The organism is Bacillus sp. FSL W8-1143 (genome assembly GCF_037965155.1).
Taxonomy (GTDB): Bacteria; Bacillota; Bacilli; order Bacillales; family Bacillaceae; genus Bacillus; species Bacillus pumilus.
Window position 1 is genome coordinate 1,177,150 of sequence record NZ_CP150182.1, and the last position, 17,826, is coordinate 1,194,975.

At 42.1% G+C, this 17,826-nt stretch carries 20 protein-coding genes and 1 riboswitch; of the genes, 14 read left to right on the forward strand and 6 right to left on the reverse strand.

Going from position 1 to position 17,826, the window contains the following annotated elements:
- Positions 1-209 precede the first annotated feature (209 nt).
- The gene (pepF, locus tag NSQ36_RS05705; RefSeq protein ID WP_339206992.1) at positions 210-2,036 is read left to right on the forward strand and encodes an oligoendopeptidase F; all 1,827 of its coding nucleotides are present in this window, start codon (positions 210-212) and stop codon (positions 2,034-2,036) included.
- A gap of 100 nt (positions 2,037-2,136) precedes the next feature.
- On the opposite strand, the gene NSQ36_RS05710 is transcribed toward pepF, so the two are convergent.
- From NSQ36_RS05710 to NSQ36_RS05730, 5 genes are all read right to left on the reverse strand, one after another.
- The gene (locus NSQ36_RS05710; RefSeq protein WP_003211988.1) at positions 2,137-2,310 is read right to left on the reverse strand and encodes a hypothetical protein; all 174 of its coding nucleotides are present in this window, start codon (positions 2,308-2,310) and stop codon (positions 2,137-2,139) included.
- Between the two features lie 296 nt (positions 2,311-2,606).
- Positions 2,607-3,518 carry a ClpXP adapter SpxH family protein gene (locus NSQ36_RS05715; RefSeq protein ID WP_106030385.1) on the reverse strand — a complete coding sequence of 304 codons (912 nt, stop codon included), beginning with the start codon at positions 3,516-3,518 and terminating at the stop codon, positions 2,607-2,609.
- Entirely contained in the window at positions 3,515-3,913 is a 399-nt protein-coding gene (locus NSQ36_RS05720) for a thiol management oxidoreductase (protein ID WP_008355333.1), read from the reverse strand. Before NSQ36_RS05720 ends, NSQ36_RS05715 begins: the two co-directional genes overlap by 4 nt.
- Before the next feature lie 274 nt (positions 3,914-4,187).
- A complete protein-coding gene (locus NSQ36_RS05725; RefSeq protein WP_212046069.1) occupies positions 4,188-4,955 on the reverse strand; it encodes a lytic transglycosylase domain-containing protein in 768 nt (255 codons plus the stop codon).
- Between the two features lie 21 nt (positions 4,956-4,976).
- The gene (locus tag NSQ36_RS05730) at positions 4,977-5,555 is read right to left on the reverse strand and encodes a CYTH domain-containing protein (protein ID WP_050945267.1); all 579 of its coding nucleotides are present in this window, start codon (positions 5,553-5,555) and stop codon (positions 4,977-4,979) included.
- A gap of 236 nt (positions 5,556-5,791) precedes the next feature.
- Here NSQ36_RS05730 and NSQ36_RS05735 point away from each other — a divergent pair, with 236 nt between their 5' ends.
- The 4 genes from NSQ36_RS05735 to NSQ36_RS05750 all read left to right on the forward strand — a co-directional run bounded on the left by NSQ36_RS05735 (position 5,792) and on the right by NSQ36_RS05750 (position 8,597).
- Positions 5,792-6,157: a hypothetical protein gene (locus NSQ36_RS05735; RefSeq protein ID WP_003210805.1), complete on the forward strand. Its 366-nt coding sequence runs from the start codon at positions 5,792-5,794 to the stop codon at positions 6,155-6,157.
- A 33-nt stretch (positions 6,158-6,190) separates the two neighbouring features.
- Positions 6,191-6,820 carry a GTP pyrophosphokinase family protein gene (locus tag NSQ36_RS05740; protein ID WP_003211990.1) on the forward strand — a complete coding sequence of 210 codons (630 nt, stop codon included), beginning with the start codon at positions 6,191-6,193 and terminating at the stop codon, positions 6,818-6,820.
- A 65-nt stretch (positions 6,821-6,885) separates the two neighbouring features.
- The gene (locus NSQ36_RS05745; protein WP_003211364.1) at positions 6,886-7,686 is read left to right on the forward strand and encodes an NAD kinase; all 801 of its coding nucleotides are present in this window, start codon (positions 6,886-6,888) and stop codon (positions 7,684-7,686) included.
- 44 nt (positions 7,687-7,730) lie between these two features.
- Entirely contained in the window at positions 7,731-8,597 is an 867-nt protein-coding gene (locus tag NSQ36_RS05750) for an RluA family pseudouridine synthase (protein WP_310427088.1), read from the forward strand.
- A 42-nt stretch (positions 8,598-8,639) separates the two neighbouring features.
- Here the strand turns inward: NSQ36_RS05750 and prpE are convergent, their stop codons facing one another.
- Positions 8,640-9,383 carry a bis(5'-nucleosyl)-tetraphosphatase PrpE gene (gene prpE / locus NSQ36_RS05755; RefSeq protein WP_003211819.1) on the reverse strand — a complete coding sequence of 248 codons (744 nt, stop codon included), beginning with the start codon at positions 9,381-9,383 and terminating at the stop codon, positions 8,640-8,642.
- A gap of 162 nt (positions 9,384-9,545) precedes the next feature.
- Here prpE and NSQ36_RS05760 point away from each other — a divergent pair, with 162 nt between their 5' ends.
- The 9 genes from NSQ36_RS05760 (at position 9,546) to fabI (ending at position 17,765) form a co-directional block, all read left to right on the forward strand.
- Positions 9,546-11,387 carry a monovalent cation:proton antiporter family protein gene (locus NSQ36_RS05760; protein ID WP_310023431.1) on the forward strand — a complete coding sequence of 614 codons (1,842 nt, stop codon included), beginning with the start codon at positions 9,546-9,548 and terminating at the stop codon, positions 11,385-11,387.
- 59 nt (positions 11,388-11,446) lie between these two features.
- A riboswitch (TPP riboswitch) is annotated at positions 11,447-11,556 on the forward strand.
- Positions 11,557-11,634: 78 nt separating this feature from the next.
- Positions 11,635-12,345: a thiaminase II gene (gene tenA, locus NSQ36_RS05765; protein ID WP_003211004.1), complete on the forward strand. Its 711-nt coding sequence runs from the start codon at positions 11,635-11,637 to the stop codon at positions 12,343-12,345.
- A complete protein-coding gene (gene tenI / locus NSQ36_RS05770; RefSeq protein ID WP_003211366.1) occupies positions 12,320-12,937 on the forward strand; it encodes a thiazole tautomerase TenI in 618 nt (205 codons plus the stop codon). The genes tenA and tenI overlap by 26 nt, the downstream gene beginning before the upstream one ends.
- Entirely contained in the window at positions 12,921-14,033 is a 1,113-nt protein-coding gene (gene thiO / locus NSQ36_RS05775; RefSeq protein WP_339206999.1) for a glycine oxidase ThiO, read from the forward strand. The genes tenI and thiO overlap by 17 nt, the downstream gene beginning before the upstream one ends.
- The gene (thiS, locus tag NSQ36_RS05780; protein ID WP_253622723.1) at positions 14,030-14,233 is read left to right on the forward strand and encodes a sulfur carrier protein ThiS; all 204 of its coding nucleotides are present in this window, start codon (positions 14,030-14,032) and stop codon (positions 14,231-14,233) included. The genes thiO and thiS overlap by 4 nt, the downstream gene beginning before the upstream one ends.
- A gap of 4 nt (positions 14,234-14,237) precedes the next feature.
- A complete protein-coding gene (locus NSQ36_RS05785; RefSeq protein ID WP_339207001.1) occupies positions 14,238-15,005 on the forward strand; it encodes a thiazole synthase in 768 nt (255 codons plus the stop codon).
- Positions 15,002-16,015: a thiazole biosynthesis adenylyltransferase ThiF gene (locus NSQ36_RS05790; protein WP_339207003.1), complete on the forward strand. Its 1,014-nt coding sequence runs from the start codon at positions 15,002-15,004 to the stop codon at positions 16,013-16,015. Before NSQ36_RS05785 ends, NSQ36_RS05790 begins: the two co-directional genes overlap by 4 nt.
- A 16-nt stretch (positions 16,016-16,031) precedes the next feature.
- Positions 16,032-16,838, forward strand: a complete 807-nt coding sequence (thiD, locus tag NSQ36_RS05795; protein ID WP_050945255.1) for a bifunctional hydroxymethylpyrimidine kinase/phosphomethylpyrimidine kinase — start codon at positions 16,032-16,034, stop codon at positions 16,836-16,838.
- 150 nt (positions 16,839-16,988) lie between these two features.
- Positions 16,989-17,765 carry an enoyl-ACP reductase FabI gene (gene fabI / locus NSQ36_RS05800; RefSeq protein ID WP_003211867.1) on the forward strand — a complete coding sequence of 259 codons (777 nt, stop codon included), beginning with the start codon at positions 16,989-16,991 and terminating at the stop codon, positions 17,763-17,765.
- Positions 17,766-17,826: the final 61 nt, after the last annotated feature.

Genomic DNA, 17,826 nt, shown 5'->3' on the forward strand with positions numbered 1-17,826 from the left:
TTCATGCCCACTTTGATCATGATAAGAAAAAGGTGGTGCTGCGATTGAATAGAAAGAAACGCTTTTTTCTCATTTTTTTAGTCTGTTTGGTATTTATTTCTGCATATGATTTGACAAATATAGTTCAAAACAAAGAAGATAAATACAACACCAATTTCTTTCACTTTCCGAAAGGTTGGTTCAACACAACTTATGCAAGGGGGATTCATATGACTTCACAAAGCAAAAACAACCATTTACCAGACAGAAGCGAAGTAAAAGAAGAAAACAAATGGCGACTTGAAGATATTTTTGAAAGCGTCGATGCATGGAACAAGGAATTCGAAGCGGTCAAAAAAGAAATTCCTAAGCTCGCCCAATTTAAAGGCAAGCTCGCCCATTCTGCTGATGTACTGTATGAAGCCCTAACCTTTCAGGATCAGCTTTCTGAAAAGCTTGGTAAGCTTTATACATATGCGCACATGAAATACGATGAGGATACAACTAACTCATCATTTCAAGCGCTGAATGATAAAGCATCGAATTTATTTACACAACTCTCTAGTACTTCTGCTTATATTGTTCCAGAGATTTTATCGATTCAAGAAGATAAATTGCAGCAGTTTATTCTGGAAAAAGAAGAATTAAAACTGTATTCTCATGCTCTTGAAGAAATTAATAAAGAACGTCCACATATTTTAAGTGAGGAGCAAGAGGCCTTATTAGCTGAGGCATCTGAACCTCTCTCAACTTCATCTACTACTTTTAGTATGTTTAACAATGCTGATATTTCGTTCCCTTCTGTAAAGGATGAAAATGGAGAAGAAAAGAAAATTACCCATGGCAACTTTATCACATTTTTAAACAGTGATGACCGTGAAGTGAGAAAGAATGCCTTTAAAGCTGTGTATAAAACGTATGATCAGTATAAAAACACGCTTGCTTCGACACTGAGCGGTTCGATTAAAAAGGATAATTTTTATGCAAAAGTACGAAATTATAAATCGGCAAGAGAATCAGCACTATCTCGAAACAGTATTCCAGAAGAAGTATATGACAATCTAATTGATACAGTTCATCAATATTTACCGTTATTACACCGTTATATTGAATTGCGTAAAAAGGTGTTAAAGCTTGATGAAGTGCACAATTATGACTTGTATACGCCACTTGTAAAAGATGCTGGCATGAAGCTAACCTACGATGAAGCAAAGGATTATATGCTAAAAGGGTTAGCGCCATTAGGAGAAGAATATGTGTCCGTGTTAAAAGAGGGACTCAATAATCGCTGGGTAGACGTTTATGAGAATAAAGGGAAACGTAGCGGTGCGTATTCATCTGGAAGCTATGGCACAAATCCATATATCCTCATGAACTGGCAAAATAATATTGATAATTTATTTACACTGGCTCATGAATTTGGGCACTCCGTCCACAGCTACTATACAAGAAAGCACCAGCCATATCCGTATGGAAACTACAGCATCTTTGTAGCTGAAGTAGCTTCTACGACAAATGAAGCGTTACTTGGCGAATACCTGCTGAATCATCTAGATGATAAAAAGCAGCGTTTGTATGTGTTAAATCACTTGCTAGAAGGATTTAGAGGAACGGTATTCAGACAGACGATGTTTGCTGAGTTTGAGCATTTGATTCATGTGAAAGCACAAGAAGGAGAGGCTTTAACGCCAGAATTCATGACGAACCTTTATTACGACCTGAATAAGAAGTATTTTGGAGACGGCATGGTTGTGGATAAGGAAATTGGATTAGAATGGACGAGAATCCCTCACTTCTATTACAACTATTATGTCTATCAATATGCTACAGGCTATAGTGCTGCACAGGCATTAAGCAAGCAAATCTTAGAAGAAGGAAAACCAGCGGTGGAGCGCTACACAGACTTCCTTAAAGCAGGAAGCTCTGATTATCCAATCAATGTGCTGAAAAAAGCGGGTGTTGATATGGCTTCCAAAGAACCAATCGAAGCAGCATGTCAATTGTTCGAAGAAAAATTGAAAGAAATGGAAGAGCTCATCTCTAAAATGGGTGAGTAATGAAAAGACTTCTGTCAGACGTGTGAGTGAAAACTCATCTTTTGACAGGAGTTTTTTTCACAAAAAAGACCTCTTCACATGTAGAGGCCGTTCATTATCATCAACCTTTAAATCCTTTAAAGGTCTTCCGGTGGTTCATTCGATAAAGTGTAAAAAGTATTGTAGCAAATAAGAGTGGCGATGTGAGATAAAGAGGAAGCATTTTCATTAAGCCTAATATGTTTAAAAAGAAACATAAGCCAATGGAAACAAGTCCAATGGTTGTGCTGCGCATGCAGATCCCTCCATTTTTTCGTTACTTTCACTATATGAAAGTGACAACCCTCTTATGTTTTGTGACAAAAATATGAACATATAGTATATCTGTTGTCATAAGTCGACAAAATTTGATATACTAAAGATGTGAAATTAATCACATACAAACATTACCCCTTTGTTTGACCGTGAAAAATTTCTCCCATCCCCTTTGTTGTCGTTAAGACATAGTGAAACCGCGCTTATCCCGGCGCGGTTTCTTCGTACCTAAAAATAGAACAAATGTTCTTTTGGGGAGTGAAGAAAAAACATGGGTCAGCACCCATGTTCATTCTCACAGCGATAGACATCAAGATCTGAATGATGATCATCTTCTTTATAGCGCCAAAACATTTCTTGATGCACTTGTACACGTTCGACTTTTTTAGCGAAAGCCAGCTTTTTCATTTCTCGTTCAACTTCATCAAGTGTCAGGTCATAAACGACCGCAATCTCTTTGGCAGATGCAAATTGAAAGTAAGCAATAAACCATTCAATTGGAGGCCGTTCTGAAGGGGTTGGTTTTTCACCAATCATTTCAAAAAGAATTTCCTCGTATACATCATAAGAGTACGCACCTGAAATTTTTAATCCTTCATCTCCGTTTACTGTATTAAAAAAGGCAAAGGTCGGAAGCTCAGACACGTCCATTTCAGCGGCAATTTTCATATCACATTTTAGTGCTTTGACAGCACTTTGAGAATGAATATCGCGCTGGAATTCCTCGATGTCTAGTCCAGCGCTTTTTGCATTTTCTAGCAGTACATGTTCACTTGTGACATCTTGCTGATGGCAAAAAAGTGATTCTTGAATGAGACGCAGAAATTTCATTCCGCATTTTCTGCCTTGAAGTTCAGCCGCTTTTAATGCAAGCGAGGCGAGATAGGGTGAAGTCACAATTTGTTCAGACAGCATTTGTTCTTTTTTGGTCTGAGTTTTGGTCGCAAATTTCCCCCATGCTTCGGTCAGTAAATGCTTTTTTCGTTTTCGATTCAATGCATTAATACTAGAACTTGTCACCGTTCGTAAAGTGAAAAAACGGCCGTACTTCATTTTTAATTTTTTAATGGATGGTTCTAATAACCAGCAGTCTGGACTTAGAGGGTCAATGAATACATAGATTTCAATCGGCTTTTGAGGATGTCCGTGACAGTGTGAGAAATATTGATCGTGCGTATTGCAGCTCAAGATCGTCCATCCTTTTCGGGTGTTTGATTGACCATATGACGAGCCGTTAAAGAAAGTCGCTCAAATAAAAAGTCACGAATATCGCCGGTTAATCCTACTTGATCCATTGCATCCTCCATGCATTCAAGCCATGCGTCAGCCCGCTCCTCAGTAATCGGAAAAGGGAGATGTCTCGCCCTTAGCATAGGGTGGCCATGCTCCTCTGTATAAAGCGGGGGTCCGCCTAAATATTGCGTTAAAAACTGTTTTTGTTTTCTTGCTGTTTCTTTTAAGTCATCCGGGAAAATAGGATGAAGCAAAGGATGACACTTTACATTTTCATAAAAAGTATCAACAAGTTGCGATAGAAGTTCCTCTCCAACCGCTTCGTAAGGTGCGTTAAACGATTGTACCATGTTGACTACTCCTTTTACTCGTAGTTAATAGGATGAAGCGCCCTATTGTGAATTCATTTATTTCAAAAGTGATATTCAGTTTGTTCTATTTTAATGTTTCTATTCTTGTACTTATTTTAACAACCTCATCTCAATTCCACAAACAAACCGCTTTGGTCTATTGGAAATAAGGGGAGAGGTGGGTTCCGTGATCAATTGACCATATCATAACACATTCAGTCAAAAAAGGGTGAAAAGCGACATACAAAAAACCGAAGAGGTTATTCTCTTCGGTTTAAGCGAAATATTGTGCTGTAATTTTCTTTACATAATTTTGTGTTTCTTTAAATGGTGGAATGCCGCCGTATTTATCAACATTTCCTGAGCCTGCATTATAAGCAGCTAAGGCGAGTGAGACATTTCCATTATATTTCTGAAGCATTTGTTTGATATACTTCGTGCCGCCTTCGATGTTCTGGGCCGCATCAAAGGCATTATTCACGCCAAGTGACTTAGCTGTAGATGGCATAAGCTGCATAAGGCCAAGCGCGCCTGCATGGCTGACCGCATTCGTACGATAGCCAGATTCTTGCTTAATGACCGCATGAATTAGCTTTTCTGGAACACCATGTTTTTGAGCCATTTGTGACACAATTTGATTAATTTCCTTTGATGATGAGCCGCTTGAAACAGCCTTTTGAAGCGGCGGCGTGTAGCTGTTGTTTAAGACATTCCCAATACCATTTGCTGTATTCAATTGAGCGTCATTCGCATATGAAGGTTGAGCTTGAAGCTGCTCACCGCCAGCGATAGCAGATAAGTATGGGTTTGTACGCGCGTATTGCGTGTTCGGAGCCGTTGATGGGTCCGTTCCCATAAATGCAGAAATTGAAAGCGGCAGGCGTGATAATTCTGATCCGCCTAAAAAATCTTGCAGCAGCGACTGAAATGAAGCTTGTGCAGTCGATTCTTGGCCGCCCGGCATTTGCGTTTGTCCAGGGTCTGATTGTAATGTTTTAAGCGCTTGGAGCTGCATAAAGGATTGAAGTTGATTGACGTTCATCATGTTCCTCCTTCAAGGAATTCATCTATTCTGTGTTTTCATTTTCTCTTCATAAAAACGTACGACTTTGTTTTTCGTGTTTCGAACAGGGATTTGGAATTGTTGGAGCAATGCGGAGAATGCGGCTTGTCCGATTTCCAGGTCGCTCACTTCAAATTCAAGTTCATGGTCCTCTACTGTTAAATATCGGCTGTGATCCAAAACAATTAAGCCTTCTTTGATCATTTTTTCAGCTCTTGACGTTTCAAGTGAACCAAAATACACAATTTGATCCTTTTGAATGTTCAAATGATCTAGCCTGTCAGCCACTTCACCTTTTGGCAGCTGGAAATCGTCAAGGCTTGAAGGAGGAGCGATCGTTTGGTGGGTTTCGAGCAAGCCTATTTCGTGTGGTTCCTTTAACGTGAGAACCCACTGACCGTTTCTTTCTCTCATTCTTAATGCAGCGAATTGAGATTTTATATCAAATTGAGGTGTATCAAAGTAATGGTTGGTTTGCGTGTGAAAATCCGAATCCTTCAATTGAAAATGTTGTTTCAACTGTTCAAATTCTTCTTTCATTAACAATTGCTTTAGTTCTATTTCAATTTCCTGTGCCATTTTGACATCAACCTTTCATTTAGAGGAAATATGATTATTGTACATGAAGTATGTTCATCATGTAAAAGACTGTTTTTATCTATTATTTCTCTTTCCACATGTGCCAAAATCAATGGATAATTACGTGAAAGGATCATTTATAAGAAGAAAATAGGATTTTCTCAATAAGTTCGGTTTATCAATATTGAACTTGATATGATAAAATAAAGCTGTACTTTGTTGTAAAGGAGATCATGATGCAAAACCGAATTGAAATCGCAGAAGCAACTTTAAAAGAAGACAGGCTGATTTTGACGACCAAGTCAGAAGAGCAAATCCAAAAAGCAAAAGCATCAGGACAAATGCTTGTTGATTCTGATCACTTTGCGTTCGTTTACATACTTGAAAACGAGGAGTCCTTTTCATATCTTATCTTAGGGAAACATACATGGACTCCATTAAAAGAAGCAATGAATCTTGACATCCCTGTCTATTTGACAGCGGGAGGACATTCGTTAGAACTCATTCAGCTTCATCAAGAATTACATTATTTAATCGACAATATTAAAGACAATGCCAATTACGGAGATATGGAAGAGAAAGTGAAGAGCACATTCCTCTGAAATAATTAGGTATATGGAATTGGGGGAAGTTTCATGGACAAAAAACAATGGGATCAATTCCTCGCACCGTATAAACAAGCAGTCGAAGAATTAAAAGTGAAACTAAAAGGCATTCGAAAGCTGTATGAATTCGAGGATGACCATTCACCAGTAGAATTTGTTACAGGCCGAGTGAAACCTGTTGCCAGCATATTAGAAAAGGCAAAGCGTAAAAACATCCCAATGCATGAAATCGAAACGATGCAGGATATTGCTGGGCTTCGCATTATGTGCCAGTTTGTAGAAGACATACAAGTCGTGAAAAAAATGCTCCAGTCACGAAAAGACTTCGTGGTTGTTGATAAACGCGACTATATTGCAGAGCATAAAGAAAGCGGATACCGTTCGTACCACCTTGTTGTGTTATATCCGCTGCAAACGATTAATGGAGAGAAGCAGCTCCTCGTCGAAATCCAAATTCGTACACTTGCGATGAATTTTTGGGCGACCATTGAGCATTCTCTGAATTATAAATATAGCGGGAATATCCCGGAGAAAGTCAAGCTGCGCCTTCAAAGAGCTTCCGAGGCAGCATCTCTTCTTGATGATGAGATGTCTGAAATTAGAGGGGAAATTCAAGAAGCACAAGTGGCATTTTCCCGGAAAAAGAAAAACGATAGCTGAGCCTGTGCTTGATCAAATATGATGCTGCCCTCTCATAGCAGCAAGGTGGAAAAGGAGAAGAATTCATGAAATTTGCAGTTTCTTCGAAAGGGAATTCTGTATCTGACACACTCAAAAGTAAAATTCAGACCTACTTATTGGATTTCGGGATGGAACTCAATGAAGAGGAACCCGATCTTGTCATTACGGTTGGTGGAGACGGCACCCTTCTTTATGCGTTTCACCGTTATAGCGACCGTCTGAATGAAACAGCTTTTGTCGGTGTTCATACAGGTCATCTTGGTTTTTATGCTGACTGGGTGCCAAGTGAAATTGAAAAACTCGTTTTAGCTATTGCGAAAACCCCTTATCACATTGTGGAATATCCGATCTTAGAAGTCATTGTCAGATACAACGATGGCGGCAGAGAAGAGAAATATTTAGCCATGAATGAATGTACGATTAAAAGTATGGAAGGGACACTTGTGGCAGATGTTGAAATTAGGGGGCAGCTGTTTGAAACATTCAGAGGTGACGGTCTTTGTCTGTCTACGCCGTCTGGCAGTACAGCCTATAATAAAGCACTTGGGGGCGCCATTATTCATCCTTCCATTAGAGCCATTCAGCTGGCAGAAATGGCTTCAATCAACAACAGAGTGTTTCGAACGGTCGGTTCGCCGCTTATTTTACCAGACCACCATACTTGTGTCATTAAACCGAGGAATGATGTCGATTTTCAGGTAACCATTGATCATTTGACGCTGCTTCATAAGGACGTCAAATCCATTCAATGCCGGGTAGCAGACGAGAATGTCCGCTTTGCCCGATTTAGACCATTTCCGTTTTGGAAAAGGGTGCAAGATTCCTTTATCGGAAAAGGTGAATAAGAAAGAGGTCGTTCTCGCTGGAATACTTTACACTAAACAAAACCATGACAGCCAAAGAAGAAGGGCTGCTTTTAAAGGATTATTTAATAGATCTTGGCATTTCGAAAAGAATGCTGACGGATATTAAATTTGATGGCGGTGATCTCCTCATTAATGGAGAGCATGTGACTGTGAGATACAAGCTGCATAACGGAGACAGGCTCACCATTTTATTCCCAGAGGAAAAAGTGAGTGAAGGGCTAAAGCCTGCTCCGATTCCGCTTGATATTTTATTTGAGGATGAGCATGTCCTTGTGCTGAATAAAAAGCCATATATTCCGTCCATTCCTTCTCGGGAGCACCGAGAGCACAGTATTGCGAATGGATTGCTGCATCATTATGCAGAGCAGTCTGTTCGGCTAACGGTTCATTTGGTGAATCGTCTTGATCGAGATACATCTGGCGTCATGCTTGTGGCCAAGCATCGCTTTGCCCACAGCCTTTTATCAAAAGCGCAGAAAGGTGGAGCGGTCAAACGAACATACAGAGCGTTTACACATGGCATGATCTCAGAAAAGCGCGGCACCATTCGTGCAAAAATTGCCCGAAAAGGAGATAGTATCATCGAGCGAATGGTCGATGATACTGGGCAGGAAGCTGTGACGCATTTTACAGTGCGAGCGGTGGACGCTGAGTTGAACATGTCAGATGTGACGCTGGCACTTGAAACGGGGAGAACCCATCAAATTCGTGTTCATATGCAGTATCTTGGTTACCCGCTCATCGGAGATACGCTATATGGTGGAACGAGTGAGCGGATGAACCGGCAGGCACTGCATAGTGAGACTCTTGTCTTTCCTCATCCGATGACCGGGGAGGAAATGACATTCTCGGCTCCGCTTCCTGAAGACATGAAATCATTGCTGCTTTAAATAGAGAAACCCGGCTACCTGCAAGCGCAGGACCGGGTTTTTTTATGATGTGAAATGCTGAAACCTTGAATCGTCATAAGGCATAGAGGAAGGAACAGAAACCGTTTCAAGCTCAGGATATTTAAGGGCAGACAGCCGGTGGCCAAATACACAGCCTGTATCAATGTTGACAGTTCTGCCAACGAATCGCGGTTCTTTCACTGGTGTATGTCCGTAGACAATCCATGGTTTTCCGCGATATTCCTTTGCCCAATCCTTCCGCACAGGTCGCCCATCCGGCCACGTTTCTCCTGTGACTGCGCCAAATAATAGATAGGATCGCATCTGTTTGTTCGGCTTTCTTCCAATGTCCTTTTCCTTCATCGCTGCGTGAGCAATCATCAGTTCATCAGGAATAAGTACATCGTAAAGCGGAGCCTTCTCAAATAGCTGCTTAAATTCATGTGACAATTTGGTTTGTTCATGAAGGGGCAGCTTTTTTATTTCGTTCACTGTGGTTTCAATGCCATGAAGTAATTTCACCGGATTTCCTTTTAAATAGCGATAAAGCTTAAAGCAATGGTTGCCAGGTACGTAGCGGATCGCGCCGTGTGCGTAGGCATGAATGACAAATCGCATGACATCTACTGACTGAGGTCCTCGATCTGTTAAATCACCGACAAGTGCTAGCGTTCTCTTATCAGGATGGACGGGTAATCCATGTTTGAATTCGTATCCTAGTTTGTGTATGAGGGCAAGCAGCTCTTCGTAGCAGCCGTGGATATCACCAATGATATCAAATTTCATAAGATTTCCTCCTGATTTTTCTCATCCATTCATCGGGGTTAAAGAAGTTTGAATTTTAGAACATATAACGAATGGCTTTCTTTTCATTTAGGCAATTGTTAGAATCAATGCTTTAACGTAAACCTTAAAAGATTAAACATCAATGTTAGGAGGCTTTAGCCAATGGAGCATACATCTGTTTCATCACTCGTTGTCGTTATTATTGTCGCCTTTTTCACCCCACTTTTATTGCACCGATTTAAGCTGACCATTCCGGTCGTTGTTGCTGAAATCATCATGGGGCTCATCATTGGAAAAAGCGGTCTTCAACTGGTAGTTGAACATGATGCATGGTTAGATACGTTATCCATGCTCGGTTTTATTTTTCTGATGTTTTTAAGTGGACTTGAAATAGATTTTTCTTCTTTCGAGTCAAAGAAGAAAGCACGAGAACTACCAAATGGTCTAAAAGAACCGAATACGTTTAAAGCAGCCACTATTGTTTTTCTTGGCGTATTTAGTATTTCTTTTATTCTGTCCTATGCGTTTGTCCTTGCAGGGTTTATCCAAAATGCCTTTTTAATGACGCTCATTATATCGACGATCTCATTAGGGGTAGTGGTTCCCACCTTAAAAGAGGAAAAATTGATGCAGACGAATATCGGTCAAATCATCTTGCTTGTCGCTGTCATTGCGGATTTGGTGACGATGATTTTACTTGCTGTATTTTCCTCCATTTATGGCGATGGTACAGGGAATATGTGGCTTCTGCTCTTATTATTTGCTGCGGGCATCCTTCTTTATTTATTTGGCCGCGTATTTAAGACAAAGTCAATTTTTCAGTCCATGTCAAAAGGGACCGTGCAAATTGGGACAAGGGCGATCTTTACTCTCATTATAGTCTTAGTTGCTTTATCTGAATCACTCGGTGCTGAAAATATTCTTGGGGCGTTTTTAGCGGGCGTACTTGTGTCCCTTCTTTCGCCGAATAAAGAGCTTGTCCAGCAGCTGGATTCATTTGGCTACGGATTTTTGATCCCCATCTTCTTTGTGATGGTCGGAGTGGATTTGAATATATGGGCACTGTTCAAGGACCCAAACATTATGATCATGATCCCGCTGCTATTTATTGCATTACTGATTAGTAAGCTCATCCCGATTCTTTATTTGAAAAAATGGTATGACATGAAAAAAGTGATTGGTTCAGGCTTTTTATTAACATCGACATTATCACTCGTCATTGCAGCTGCGACGATCGGGGAGCGGCTCGGAGTCATTGATCATAAAATGTCCGGCGCGCTAATTTTAGTCGCGATACTCACGAGTATTTTAACGCCAGTTTGGTTTAAAGCACTGTTTAAAAAAGAACAAGTTGTGAGCCATAAAAAACGTGTGACCTTTATTGGTGCAAATCAGCTGACCTTACCTGTCACACTCGATTTACATCAGGATGAATATGATATTCGAATTTTGCATGTCTTTCAAGAAAATAAAGAAGCGATGCTCGCCGACTCCATCTTTGAAGTCGAATCAATTGAAGAGTACGACGATGAGACGCTGCGAAAGGCAGGCGTTGGCCAGGAGGATGTCCTCGTCGTCGCAACAGGCAGTGAGACGAAAAATAAGAAAATTGCTTTATTTGCAAAGGAAGAAGGAGCAAAACAAGTCATTGCGAGTGTGAGCAAAGCTGAGGCAGAGCTAACATTGAAGGAAGCGGGCATTGATACGTTTTCTAATTTCCTATCATCTAAAACGGTGCTAAGAGCCTTGATTGAAGCACCGGATGCAATTCGATTATTAACAAATGAGGATACTTCCTTGTATCAAATTCAAATGAACAATCATCGCTATCACAATGTCATGCTGAGGGAATTTCCGTTTACCGGCGATTTGGTCTTTGTCCGTATTTTCAGAGGGATAGACAGCTTAGTACCACATGGAGATACGACGCTTAGAAGCGGTGACCGTGTGCTTGTGTCGGGCTCTCGTGAGTATGTAGCAGGACTTAGAGCCCAATTAGAGTGAGAATGAACCCTTGACCAATGAACAATTCCTGATTAAGATAGAAGTACAACATCATATATTTGATCCACTAGGGGAGTCCTTTAAAAGGGCTGAGATAAAAGTATCGACTTTTAGACCCTCATTACCTGAACAGGTTCATACCTGCGTAGGGAAGTGGTGCGGTTTTTGACTATGCTTTTTACAAATTCCAAGCCACTTTCCATACGGAAAGTGGCTTTTTTATATGGAAAAACAGGAGGAGAGAAACATGACATTTTCAACTGAATGTAAAGAAGCAGCAGCACCATGGTGGAATGGAAGCTTTACACACCCCTTTGTGAAAGGGATTGGCGATGGCACGCTGTCACTCGATCGTTTCACGTATTATGTGATGCAGGATTCATATTATTTAACTCATTTTGCAAAGGTGCAAGCATATGGAGCGGCAATTAGTGAGGACTTACATACGACGGGCAGAATGGCGTATCATGCGCAGGGAACGTATGAAGCAGAGCTGTCGCTGCATAGAAAGTTTACAGAGCTTTTAGAGATTTCAGATGAAGCCATCGAGAACTTTAAGCCTTCTCCCACTGCATATGCGTATACGTCTCATATGTACCGATCTGTGAAAAGCGGACGATTCGAAGAGATATTAGCTGCGTTATTGCCGTGCTACTGGCTTTATTATGAGGTGGGTGAAAAGCTGAAACAAACCACACCTGACCATCCGATTTATCAGGAATGGATTTTGACATATGGAGGGGATTGGTTTAAGGAACTTGTCTTTGAACAAGTCAACCGCTTTGATGAACTAGCCGAAAAAGCACCAGAACATGTACGGGCCAATATGAAAGAAAATTTTGTGATTTCAAGCTATTACGAATACCATTTCTGGGAGATGGCGTATCAAAAAGAAATGTGGCAAACAGCATGCTTAGATGGGGTTGGTGCAAATGGAACTCCACGCAGTGACAAATGATTCGCTTCCTGCGGGTGAGCTGATCAAACAAATAAAAAACATTGCACCTGAAGTGGATTTTATTCATATCCGGGAACGGTCTAAAACAGCAAGTGAGCTTGTTGATCTCGTGAAAGGTCTCCTTTTAGAAGGTGTACCGAAAGAGAAGCTCATCATCAACGACAGAGTAGACGTTGCACTGCTCACCAATATTCACCGGGTACATCTCCCGGGCCATAGCTTTTCGCCAAAAGAGCTGCGGCAAAAATTCCCTCATCTTCATGCGGGCGTCTCTGTTCATTCGATTGAAGAAGGGAAAGCAGCTGAGAAAAATGGAGCAGAGTATGTCATATTTGGGCACGTATATGACACCACTTGTAAACCAGGACTTCAGGCAAGAGGCGTACAGCTTGTGAAAGAACTGACATCTCTACTATCTATTCCAGTCGTGGCAATCGGTGGTGTGACACCTGACCGCATTCCAGAATTGAGACACGCGAATGTGAAAGGGATTGCTGTCATGTCTGGAATTTTTACTCATCATCAGCCGCGCAAGATGGCACAAGCATTTTCTAAACAAGTAAAGGAGCATCCTTATGAAGAAGCATTATGATGTGGCAATCATTGGTGGTGGAATCATAGGGATGTCCATTGCCTATCACCTTGCAAAAGCAGGAAAGCAGGTCGTCTTATTTGAGGCGAATGAGGTAGGGAAGCAAACGACAAGTGCGGCTGCTGGGATGCTTGGTGCACATGCTGAAGGAGAGGGTCATGAGGATATTTTTTTTCAAGTAGGCAGAGCAAGCCAGGCATTGTACGAAAAGTTAAAAGTCGATCTACAGCATGAATCTGGCATTGATATTCGAACATCAGCGGGCGGTATCATGAAGGTAGCCTTTACAGAAGAGGAGAAACAAGCACTTTGCCGCATGCAGCATTTGTCTACATTTGAGTGGCTTGACGCAAGCAGCGTAAAAAAATGCATGCCTCAAATAGCAGAGAACATCTTAGGAGCAGGTTTGATTAAAGAGGATGTTCATGTCGAACCTTATGCGGTATGCCGGGCATTTTGGCAGGCGGCGGTCAGGTACGGGGCAGAAGTGAATGAGTGTACACCCGTGATCGAAGTGAAGCGGGAGAAAGAAGCGTTAGCGATTAGAACAACGAAGGGAACATTCACATGTGATGACCTCACTGTAGCAAGTGGTGTATGGTCTGGCCGTTTTTTTGAAGAGCTTGGATTATCTCATTCTCTTTATCCAGTAAAAGGGGAATGTGTGTCTGTATGGAATCATGGTCCAGCACTCCACCACACCATTTACCATGATCATAGTTACATCGTTCAACGAGATAGCGGCAAACTGGTCGTTGGCGCAACGATGAAGCCAAACGAGTGGCAAACTGTTCCTACGCTTGGCGGCATTGAAGCTGTTATTCAAAAGGCGTCACAGCTGATGCCTTCGATCAAGGAGATGCCGATTGATCAGTGTTGGGCTGGCCTTCGTCCGGCGACAAGCGACCGGCATCCTTATATCGGAAGACACCCGGAAGATCAGCGTATTCTTTTTGCTGCAGGGCATTACAGAAATGGTATTTTACTTGCCCCGATTACTGGAGAAATCATTCGCGACCTGATATTAGGTGAACCGGTCCAAAAGGAATGGCTTCACGCATTTCGTATTGGCCGAAAGGAGGCACTGTTTGTATGAAAATTCAATTGAATGGCAGAATCGTTGATTTCGAACGAGAAAATGGAACGATCTATGACCTGCTATCAGACTATCAGCTTGAAAATCGAGTAGTGATTGTGGAAAAGAACCAAGAAATTATTGATAAAGAAGCGTTTCAACAAGTGAAAATTGAACCTAATGACACGATCGAAATCGTTCACTTTGTAGGAGGAGGATGACAACATGCTGCACATTGGCGGAAAGACATTCACATCAAGATTATTACTTGGTACAGGAAAGTACCCATCATTTGAAGTTCAAAAAGAAGCCGTGAACGTATCAGAAGCAGAAATATTAACCTTTGCTGTGAGAAGAATGAACATTTTCGAATCATCTCAGCCAAACTTTTTGGAGCAGCTTGATTTATCAAAATATACGCTGCTTCCGAATACAGCTGGTGCTAGTACAGCGGAAGAGGCAGTTCGTATTGCTCGTTTAGCGAAGGCTTCTGGACTGTGTGACATGATCAAGGTAGAAGTCATTGGCTGCTCAAGGTCTCTTCTGCCAGATCCAGTCGAAACGTTAAAAGCATCCGAAATGCTACTCGAAGAAGGATTTACCGTGCTGCCATATACATCTGATGATGTGGTACTGGCAAGAAAATTAGAAGAGCTTGGTGTCCATGCCATCATGCCAGGTGCTTCGCCGATTGGTTCAGGGCAAGGCTTACTAAACCCTCTGAATCTCTCATTTATTATCGAGCAGGCAAAGGTACCGGTGATTATTGATGCTGGTGTAGGCTCTCCAAAGGATGCGGCTTATGCGATGGAGCTAGGGGCTGACGCTGTATTACTGAACACCGCTGTGTCAGGTGCAAAGGACCCTGTGAAAATGGCTAAAGCCATGAAGCTGGCGATTGAATCAGGAAGGCTAGGCTTCGAGGCGGGACGTATTCCTTTGAAAAACTACGGGACAGCAAGCAGTCCGCAGGAAGGAATGCCGGCATTTTGAGCACACGTTATTCACGACAAGAGCTCTTTCAGCCAATCGGCATAGAGGGGCAAAAGCGGTTAAATGACTCAAAGGCTGTCATTATTGGTGCAGGAGCGCTTGGAACAGCTAGTGCGGAAATGCTCGTTCGTGCTGGCGTTGGATCTGTCACCATTTTGGATCGAGATTATATTGAATGGAGCAACCTTCAGCGTCAGCAGCTTTACACGGAGCAAGATGTACAGGATCGACTGCCAAAGGCTGTGGCGGCTGAAAATAGACTCAAACAGATAAATAGTGACGTGCAGGTCAAAGGAATTGTCATTGATGTGACCGCTGAACAGATTGATGAACTTGTCAGCGGGGCTTCGATTATCGTGGATGCAGCGGATAATTTTGAGGTAAGGATGATCGCAAATGATGCTGCCGTCAAACATCAAATTCCATTCCTTTATGGAGCTTGCGTCGCCAGCTATGGTATTCAATTTACTGTCATTCCTGGTGAGACGCCATGTTTACACTGCCTGCTTGAACATTTACCCGCACAAGGCATGACTTGTGATACAGCCGGTATCATTAGTCCAGTTGTGCAGCAGGTGGCAGCATATCAAGTGGCAGATGCTCTGAAGTATTTAACAGGTCATCAAGTGACGCCAATTTTAAGATCCTTTGATTTATGGACCAATGAGCGGTCTGACATCCGATCAGCCAGCTCCTTAAAGAAGAAGCAATGTCCAAGCTGTGGGCTGAAGACATATCCATTTCTCTCCTATGACAAGAGAGCGAAAGCAGATGTACTATGCGGCCGCAATACGGTCCAAATCCGCAGTGCAGCCGAAACCCCGCCGCCATTAAACGAAGTGGCTCTTCGGTTAAAGAAAGCAGGGATGGATGTCCTTGAAAATCCGTATTTGCTTTCCTGTCAAAAGGATGAATATAAGCTTGTCTTATTTAAAGACGGCAGAGCTCTTGTCCATGGCACAAATGATATGGCAAAAGCAAGAACCATTTATCATCAATGGATTGGCTAATGAGAGGTGTGATGAAATGACGATCAAAAAAGCATTCACAATTGCAGGTTCTGATTCTGGCGGCGGAGCAGGCATTCAAGCTGATTTAAAAACCTTTCAGGAGCTCGGTGTGTTCGGAATGTCTGCGATTACAGCGATTACAGCACAAAACACACTAGGTGTTCACGGAGTATATCCGCTTTCAAACGAGGCGTTAGAAAGTCAAATTGATGCAGTGGCAGAGGATTTACTGCCAGATGCCGTCAAAACAGGAATGCTGTGGAGCGCAGACATGATCAAGATAGTTGCTGAAAAAACGGTTCAATATGACATGAAGCTCATTGTCGATCCAGTGATGATCGCAAAAGGAGGCGCTTCTTTATTAAATGAAGATGCGGTCACAGCGTTGAAAACACACTTGCTGCCTGTCAGCTATGCCGTAACGCCGAATCTTCCTGAGGCAGAAGTGCTGACAGGCATGCGGATTCAGACAAAAGAGGATCGCTATCTAGCAGCGGAGCGTTTATATGAGCTTGGTACGAAACATGTCGTGATCAAAGGCGGTCACGGTCCATCTGGCGGAATGATTACAGACCTATTGTATGATGGAAAAGGCTTTATAGAAGTCACAAACGAACACATTGATACTCCCCATACACATGGCACAGGCTGCACGTTTGCAGCGGCATTAACAGCTGAAATTGCGAAAGGATCCTCCATGAGGGAGGCTTTTGACACAGCAGAAACCTTTGTCCATGAAGCCATCAAGTTCCCTTTGAATATTGGGGCTGGACACGGACCTACCAACCATTTTGCTTATCAGCAAAACCGGCTCAAACGATGAGAGAATCGAACCGTCTTCATTTGCGAGGACGGTTTTTTGATGAAAAAGAAACTTTCTTTCTGAGGAAATTGTCATTCTCTCGTGATCTGTGATAATATTATGATCAGGTACTAATACTATGTCTTGAAAAAATAGGAGGCTTTATTACATATGAACTTTTCTTTAGAAGGCCGTAATATCGTGGTAATGGGTGTTGCCAATAAACGAAGCATCGCTTGGGGAATTGCCCGCTCACTTCACGAAGCTGGAGCTCGTTTGATTTTTACTTATGTTGGAGATCGTCTTGCTGAATCTGTAAAAGAACTTGCAAGCACACTTGAGCGCGATGATTCAATCATTCTTCCATGTGACGTGACAAGTGACGAAGAAATCGAAAAATGTTTCGCTACAATTAAAGAAAAAGTACAAGTCATTCATGGCGTTGCGCATGCGATTGCATTTGCAAACAAGGAAGAGCTTGTCGGTGAATACTTAAACACGAACCGTGAAGGTTTCCTTTTGGCGCACAACATTAGTGCATACTCTTTAACAGCTGTAGCAAAAGCAGCACGTCCATTGATGACAGAAGGTGGAAGCATCGTCACGCTTACATACCTAGGCGGAGAGCGTGTGGTTTCAAACTACAACGTAATGGGTGTAGCAAAAGCAGCACTTGAAGCAAGTGTGAAATACTTAGCAGCTGATTTAGGCGCAGAAGGTATTCGTGTGAATAGTATTTCTGCTGGTCCAATTCGTACGCTGTCTGCAAAAGGCATCAGTGGTTTTAATACCATTCTGAAGGATATTGAAGAGCGTGCACCGCTTCGTCGTACAACGACTCCTGAAGAAGTTGGCGATACAGCTCTATTCTTATTCAGTGATCTATCACGCGGCATGACAGGTGAGAATCTGCATGTTGATTCTGGCTTCCATATCATTGCTCGCTAACCAATTAAATGATTTGCAGCATACCGAATAAGGGTATGCTGTTTTTTTATTTTTCTTCTGA